The 7,577-nt window shown below is 40.8% G+C and carries 7 protein-coding genes and 1 pseudogene; 5 read left to right on the top strand and 3 right to left on the bottom strand.

Going from position 1 to position 7,577, the window contains the following annotated elements:
* A pseudogene (locus EWV68_RS18785) lies at positions 1–149 on the bottom strand (Uma2 family endonuclease); the annotation flags it as partial.
* A 191-nt stretch (positions 150–340) separates the two neighbouring features.
* Here EWV68_RS18785 and EWV68_RS18780 point away from each other — a divergent pair.
* On the top strand, positions 341–1,018 hold the full coding sequence (locus EWV68_RS18780; RefSeq protein WP_002759226.1) for an alpha/beta fold hydrolase: 678 nt from the start codon (positions 341–343) through the stop codon (positions 1,016–1,018).
* A gap of 19 nt (positions 1,019–1,037) precedes the next feature.
* Here the strand turns inward: EWV68_RS18780 and EWV68_RS18775 are convergent, their stop codons facing one another.
* Complete coding sequence (locus EWV68_RS18775; protein ID WP_002798381.1) at positions 1,038–1,670, bottom strand: response regulator; 633 nt, start codon at positions 1,668–1,670, stop codon at positions 1,038–1,040.
* A gap of 107 nt (positions 1,671–1,777) precedes the next feature.
* The gene (locus EWV68_RS18770; protein ID WP_287170690.1) at positions 1,778–2,083 is read right to left on the bottom strand and encodes a hypothetical protein; all 306 of its coding nucleotides are present in this window, start codon (positions 2,081–2,083) and stop codon (positions 1,778–1,780) included.
* Between EWV68_RS18770 and EWV68_RS18765 the strand changes: the two genes are divergently transcribed.
* The 4 genes from EWV68_RS18765 (at position 2,065) to EWV68_RS18750 (ending at position 7,388) form a co-directional block, all read left to right on the top strand.
* A complete protein-coding gene (locus EWV68_RS18765) occupies positions 2,065–4,302 on the top strand; it encodes a sensor histidine kinase (protein ID WP_061433296.1) in 2,238 nt (745 codons plus the stop codon). The two genes, EWV68_RS18770 and EWV68_RS18765, sit on opposite strands and share 19 nt — an antisense overlap.
* 23 nt (positions 4,303–4,325) lie before the next feature.
* Complete coding sequence (locus EWV68_RS18760) at positions 4,326–5,837, top strand: glycosyltransferase family 39 protein (protein ID WP_287170689.1); 1,512 nt, start codon at positions 4,326–4,328, stop codon at positions 5,835–5,837.
* 216 nt (positions 5,838–6,053) lie between these two features.
* Positions 6,054–6,188, top strand: coding sequence for a hypothetical protein (locus tag EWV68_RS18755; RefSeq protein ID WP_255520608.1), 135 nt, complete (start codon positions 6,054–6,056; stop codon positions 6,186–6,188).
* 198 nt (positions 6,189–6,386) lie between these two features.
* Positions 6,387–7,388 carry a pentapeptide repeat-containing protein gene (locus EWV68_RS18750; RefSeq protein ID WP_287170688.1) on the top strand — a complete coding sequence of 334 codons (1,002 nt, stop codon included), beginning with the start codon at positions 6,387–6,389 and terminating at the stop codon, positions 7,386–7,388.
* Positions 7,389–7,577 lie beyond the last annotated feature (189 nt).

Raw genomic sequence — 7,577 nt, 5'->3', positions numbered from 1 at the left:
CATTCTAAACACTGAATTAATAAAATAATTTGTTGTAGATGTAGGTTACTTTCCAAAGGGGGTTCATCACTCCAAAATTGGCCTTGTGGGAAGATTATCTCAGGGTTTACATGAGACTCGACTAGGGGTAAGCTTTGAGCGATAGTCATGGTTTATCCAACAGAGATAGGTCGATAACTTATTATAAATGATTGAATATACTTTTTGGATGGTTATAGCACCGGCAATTGAGTTAAAAAGTTAAAATGGGCTTAATGGCTACAATGTAAGAATATTAATAGCTCTCTGAGAGTTAAAAAATGCTAAAAACCAGCACTTTTCGAGTTTTGTAAGAGGTCTTATGAACAGAATTAACAATATTGTTTTGGTTCACGGTTTTTGGGCCGATGGTTCTAGTTATAATCAGATAACTGCCCAGTTATTAGCCGAAGGATACGCAGCGATCGCAGTGCAAAATCCTCTCACTTCTCTAGCGGATGACGTAGCTGCTACGAAAAGAATTTTAAACCGTATCGAAGGACAATGTATTCTAGTCGGTCATTCTTGGGGGGGTACGGTAATCACAGAAGCCGGCAACGATGAAAAAGTGTCTGGTTTAGTTTACATTGCAGCGCTGGCTCCCGATGCGGGGGAGTCGATGGTAGATTTGTTTAGTGAATACGAAACCCCATCACAGTATTTTCAAGAACAAGAGGGGTTTATCTGGATTTCTCAAGAGGGAATAGAGAAGATTCTCGCCAATGATTTGCCCGCCGAAAAAGCCGCTTTAATTTATGCCACCCAAACCCCAGCAGCCGCCTCTTTACTAACAGCAAAAACCACTACAACCGCCTGGAGAAATAAGCCAAACTGGTATATTGTCTCTAGTCAAGATCAAGCCGTACCCCCAGAATTACAGTTTAATTTGGCCGAGAGAATGGGAGCAAAGACAGTGGTTTTGGCATCCGGTCACGTCCCGACTATTTCCCATGCTTCAGAGGTTTTAGAGGTGATTAGAGAAGCCTCGAATAGGGGATAAGTAAATCGCCATTTTCCCCTTAAACAATACCGGAACGTAGGGCAATTACGGCCGCTTGTACTCGGTCGTCCACGGCTAATTTATTCATAATTCCCCGCACATGGGTTTTAATCGTATTGGTACTTAAATAAAGTTGTTCGGCGATTTCAGCGTTACTTTTGCCCTCAACAATTAACTTTAAAACCTCCATTTCTCGCTCTGATAAAAGTGCTAGATTGGGATTAGGTTGCACTGCCGGCGGTTTGAGATTATCCATGACTAAACGGGCAATTTGGGGGTCTAAATAGGTGGCCCCATCCTTGGCCGCTTCAATGGCGGCCAAAAGGCGATCGAGACTGGCTCCCTTGATACAATAGGCATCAGCACCACTAGCCAGAGCTGCGATCACTTCCTGTTGGAGAGTGTGGGAAGTGAGCATGACCACATGAACATTAGCTAAACCCTCCTTAATCTGTTTAGTTGCCGCAATGCCATCGAGACGGGGTAAACCGATGTCCATGACCACTAAATCCGGCCGTAGGGATAGGGCTAATTGTACCCCCGCTAGACCATCACTAGCTTGACCAACAATCTCAAAATCCGGCTGTTCACTGAGCGCTTGTTCTAAACCTAACTGCATTAAAGGATCGTCTTCAACAATTAAAATCCGCATGATCTTTGATTCCTAACGGGAAAATGTACGGTTTTCACCCATCTGCATGAGGCAGAACTACTCCTAGTTTAGGCAATCTGGAGATAGATTAACAGTGATTCAGTGATTCAGTGACCAGTGACCAGTAACCAGTGACCAGTAACCAGTGACCAGTGACCAGTAACCAGTGACCAGTAACCAGTAACCAGTGACCAGTGACCAGTGAAAGATACTAAATTTATTGAAAATTGAAAACTTAAACCTAATAACTTAAAACTTAAACCTGATAACTGATAACTGATAACTGATAACTGATAACTGATAACTGATAACTGATAACTGATAACTGATAACTGATAACTGATAACTGATAACCGATAACTGATAACTGATAACTGATAACTGATAACTGAAAATGCTACAGATTTCATCATATCGGTCTAAAATTGTGCTTGTTGCCCTAGTTTATCTGGGTGTTGGTTGGCTAGGCTATCTCTGCTTAAATTTAGGGTCGCGACCTGCCCCGATTTGGATGAGTGCTGGTATTGGCTTAACTGCTGTTTTTTTAGGGGGAAAAAGGCTAGTTTTAGGCGTTTTTATCGGGGATTTGCTTCTTACCTTCTTTTTAGCGGCCAGTTGGCCCATAGCTCTATTTTCGGCGCTCGGTAGCAGTTTATCGGCTCTGTTAGGGGCGCAATTCTTGCATTATCTGAGATTTTCCGCCACTTTACAGCGCATTCGCGATATCCTTTTACTGGTATTTTTAGCGGCTTTATTAGCCTCGGCAGTTAACGCCACTATCGATACTTTTGCCCGTAGTTGGCTAAATACTTGGGATTGGCGGCAATTTGGACAGTCTTGGGGCATTATCTGGCTCGGAGATAGTACGGGAATATTAATGACCACGCCGCTGCTGTTGCGTTTTTTCTTCAATCATCACTCCCTGCGAGAACCACGGCAACCCCAACGCCTTGGCGAGGCGTTACTTTGTCTGAGTTTGCTAACGGTGGTGACTTCCGTGGTTTTTGGTGATCAACCAAATTTTCTTAACCCCGATTGGAGTATGGTGCAGTACCTCGAATATCTGCCTTTTCCTTTTGTGGTTTGGGCTGCCATGCGTTTTCAGACTTGGGGAGCGGTAATAGCGAATTTTTTAGTATCTATTTTAGCTTTGATGGGATTGGCCAGGGGAATCAGTCCTTTTATCCTACAGGCTCCCGATTATACCAGAGGTGTCTTGATCTTACAAATCTTTTTAGTCATTGTCATGTCAACTTCTCTGTTTTTATCGGCGGCGATTAGCGAAAGACAACAGATCGATCGAGCTTTAAATGAAACTTTAGAAAGAGAACATTTAGTAACACAAGTTGCTTTAAAAGTCCATCAATCTTTAGATATAGATCAGGTTTTAAATACCATTGTTGAGGAAATCAGAAATTTTCTCGATGCCGATCAAGTCTATATCGGTCACTGTCAAGAGCGGGGTTGGTCTAAGGTAATCGCTGAGTCCCGTCGTCCCGAGATTCCCTCGCTGATGGGTTGGTTTCCCGAACCAGAATTACTGGAAGAATTGGGACAATTATTTTCTTTAGATAAGTTAATTATTGCTGATAATACCGCTAAGGTGCAAACTCTGCCGACTCTCAAGGGTTATTACGAATACCTGCAAGTTAAATCCTCTTTAGTTTTACCTCTAACGGTTAATAATCAACATTTAGGCGCTTTAGTTGTCCATCAATATTCCCATCCTCGTCATTGGCAAAAAAGCGAGGTCAAATTATTAGAACAGTTAGCCACCCAAGTTTGTATTGCTATCGGCCAAGCCCAACTATATCAGAGGGTGCAAAGCTTGAATAATAATTTAGAACGGGAAGTGGCAGCAAGAACCCTGGAACTGCGGGAGAAAGTCCGGGAAATTCAGCGTTTATACGAAATGAAAACGGTTTTTTTACAGGCAGTATCCCACGATCTTCGCACTTCGATTATGGGATTAGTGATGTTATTAAAAAATTTCCAGTGTCGGCAAACAGAAAAAGTAACTATCTCGCGAGCAATGCTCGATCAGGTGGTGCGTAGTTGCGATCAACAATTAACTTTAATTAATGCTTTATCAGAAAATCATTTTGCTGAAGAACGGCCTTTAATCTTGCATCGTCAACCTCTATCTTTAAAAGAACAGGTGGAAATTTGGCTCAAAGATTGGCAAAAAGATTTTGATTTATATCAAGCTACTTTTATTAATCTTCTCCCCGATGACTTACCCGCTATTGATGCTGATCCTTGTCAGCTAAGAAGTGTTTTTGAACAATTATTAAATAATGCCTTAAAACATAACCCTTCACCGATTCAATTAGCTTTAGATGCTCGTATTGACCAAGATATGCTCTACTGCACTTTAAGCGATAATGGCATTGGCATGGATGAGGAACAATGTCAACATCTTTTCCATTTATATGTAAGAAATCTTCATAATCAACACCTAACGGGAATCGGTTTAGGTTCCTACCAATGTCGGCAAATAATCGAGGCTCACTCTGGGAGAATTGGGGTAAAAAGTACCCCGCGGGTTGGCTCACAGTTTTGGTTTACTTTACCCCTTACCCATCAAAATTCTAGAGTGATTAAGCAGGAGTTAGTCAACAGTAATCAGTGATTTTTAACAGGATCGAGATAATTATGTTTACTCGTCAATCTGGGGTTAGATTTGCTTTAGGTTTATTGATTATTTTCAATATTTTCTATTTTGTCCATCTCGCCTACTATAGCTATGTTTGGCACGATGAATCTTTGGTCTTACTGCATCTTTCTGGTTACACACCTGAACAGTTAATTAACTATCTGTTCGATGGACAAATTAAATCTACAGAACAACTCTGGCAATTTCAAGGGGTTAATTCCGTGAAAGGTTTTCCTGATACCTTAGCCTCTCTTTATACTAGCTCAAATTATGATCTACCTCTCTATTACAGTTCCCTCTGGTTTTTAGCAAGATTATTAGGCAATTCTTATTTAGTCTTAAGAGGATTTTCGGTAATTATTTGGTTTGGTATTTTAGGGAGTTTTTACCATTTAGCTTTGACTTTATTTAAAAATAAAAACGCCGCTTTAATCGCCACTACACTTATCTTCTTTTCCCCGCGTTTTACTGGTTATGCTCTAGGAATTTGGGAATACGGACTATATGTTTTCTGTTCGATACTTTCTAGCTGGTTATTTCTCAAAGCTATTGATTCCTCGCAACCGAAAAAAGATTGGTTTTTCTATAGTTTATCCCTAATCGCTGGTTTATATACCCATGTTTTCTTTATCTTTGTTTTAGTGGTTCATAGCCTATATTTTCTGCTGCAGCTGAATTATTTTAACTTTTTAACCAAAAAATACTATAGCATCAGCTTACTTGCTTCCCTGTGGATTTATTCAATTTGGTTAACCCGGATTTTTACCAGTCGATTTACTATCTTTGGATGGTCAAAAGGCAGTTTAACCCTAGAGGTACTTTGGCAAATATGGGTAAGAATGATCGCTCGTTTATTTTATAATTTCAGTTTAGCCAATCCCACCATCAACCCTATTATTGAATACTGCCTAATTATCCTCGTCATCATCTCCTTTATTTATCTGGGCAAAAAAGCCGATAAAAAAGTTTTTACCCTGATCATTCTCCTAACAATTATCCCCTTTTTCTCTCTTTTAGCTTGGGATCTAATCAGAGGATTTCGCTACACGGCTGTGGGCAGATTTTACTTACCGAGTTTTCTCGGTATGCTGCTGGCAGTTACCTTTTTACTAAGCAAGGGATTACAGCAGCGCCAAGGCTGGGCAAAAATTCTCTTAATATTATTGCTAGTTTTCGGATTAATTGCCAAAATTCCCTATCCACCGCCGGCAACTAGATATGTGGGCTATGGTAGTAATATTCCCAACGCTTATACAATGATTAATCGCAGTCAAAAACCTCTAATTATTTCAGAACATTGGTTAGATACCTTGCCCCTTATCCATACTACTGATGCTAAGACAAAGTATTTATTTGTTCAGTCGAACCCTAGAGTTTCCATCCCATCCTTAAAAAATCAATTTACCGATATTTATCTCCTCAATCCTTCCCCCAGTCTCAGACAATATTTAGATGACCGGTCTATACAATTATCCCCTACGAAAAATCAAGCCTTTTGGCGAATTGATTAAAAAACCATTGACCCCTCTTGCCAAAACAGACCACAACCTGATAGACTGAATAAACCAAGGCTTCAGGGAATAGAATTGGGCAGTTCATCCCTAAGAGGGATTGACTTTTACAAAGTTTTATGCTTGCTCAACTGGAGAGTCCCCGAAATCTGGTGATTAAGAGTTTTAGCCTCTTGGCTACCGGACTGACTAAGCAGACCTAACAAATTCAACTGTATGATACCGAGTCAAGACATCGGCGAGGCAGTAGATTCAGTCAGAAAAACTGACGCACAAGACTTCTCTAATTTAATGCCTAGACCTGGCTGGCAACAAGTGGCGGGTTTAGGTAGAGACTGTTTTTGGTATTGAACCCCGATTCTTGTCGTTCTTTACCGGTTTTAGTGATTGCCAATAGGGATTTTAAGCCCGTAATTGGTTGAAAATTTCTATTTATTCGCAAAAATTCCCAGTCGCTCCCTGTACTCATCCTAGAGATCGACTTCATGATCAGTAATTTTCCCCAACCAATTCTCTGGAAATCACCTTCCAGAACAATTTAGTTATTTTATGAGTAGCAATGCCTTAACCAATCGTGAACATCTAATCGAACTGTATAATCGAGGTGAACGCAACTTTGCGGAAGTCAGACTTAGCGGAGTCAATTTAAAGAGACAGTGTTTAAACCAGATTAACCTAAGTCATAGTTACTTAAAACGAGCCAATTTAGCCGAAGCTTGTTTAATTAACGCTAATTTCAAGGATGCTTCCCTCGAAGAAGTTAATTTAAGCAAAGCTTGTCTTATCGATGCTAACCTGACTAAAGCCGACCTTTCTGGGGCAAATTTGCGCCAAAGTCAACTAAGCGGCGCAATTTTGAGTAATACCATTCTCAAAAAGGCTGATTTAAGTTCTGCCTGTTTAATTCACAGTAGCTTACTTTTTGCTCAACTGTTGAAAGCGAATCTCGAAGCGGCTAATCTCACCTCAGCCACTTTAACTCATGCCATGGCGGGGAAAGCTAACCTAAAACGGGCTATTCTCACTCGTGCTATTCTTAGCTCTGCTAATCTTAGCCATGCTAACTTAAAAGAGGCTAACCTAATTCGAGCCTATCTCTATCAAGCTAATCTGGAAAACTGCCATCTTCAATACGCCGACCTCAGCTATGCCGATTTGCGCGGGGCGGATTTACGGGGGGCGGATTTACGTTGTGCTAACCTCGAAGGTGCTAATTTGACGGGAGCTAACCTCAATTGTAGCGATTTTGAGGGAGCTAACTTAACCGGAGCCGATTTAAGCAAAACTGACGCTAATAAAGCCAATTTTCGCCAAGCTAACTTAACAGGTTGTAATCTGCTCGGTGCTAATTTAGCCTCCGCTAACCTTTCCGGTGCTAATCTACACCAAGCGGGATTACTCTTGAGTTATTTAGTGGGAAGCAATCTTAAACGAGCTAATCTCAAACAAGCTAACTTAATTGGGGCGATTTTAACCGAAAATAATCTTCTTTCTGCTTCCCTCGAAGAAACTATTCTTCCTAACGGTAGTCGCGGTAATCTCCTTTCCTAATATTCCTAGAAAAACCCGGTTGTAGAGACTTTTCTGCCGAGGTTTCTATAACCGTGGGGAGTGGGGAGATGGGTAGGGCTGTTTCATTCTCCCATCAGAATATCAAAAGTAAAAGCGATCACTGTCTTTGTAAAATGAGGAGTGACCGGCAACTTTTCAAATATATGTTGAGCTTAATAGAAAAACTGA

Source organism: Microcystis sp. M_QC_C_20170808_M9Col (assembly GCF_007095495.1).
In the GTDB taxonomy this organism is placed as follows: domain Bacteria; phylum Cyanobacteriota; class Cyanobacteriia; order Cyanobacteriales; family Microcystaceae; genus Microcystis; species Microcystis aeruginosa.
Note: the sequence above shows the minus strand (reverse complement) of the source record. Positions and strands in the feature narration are given on the sequence as shown.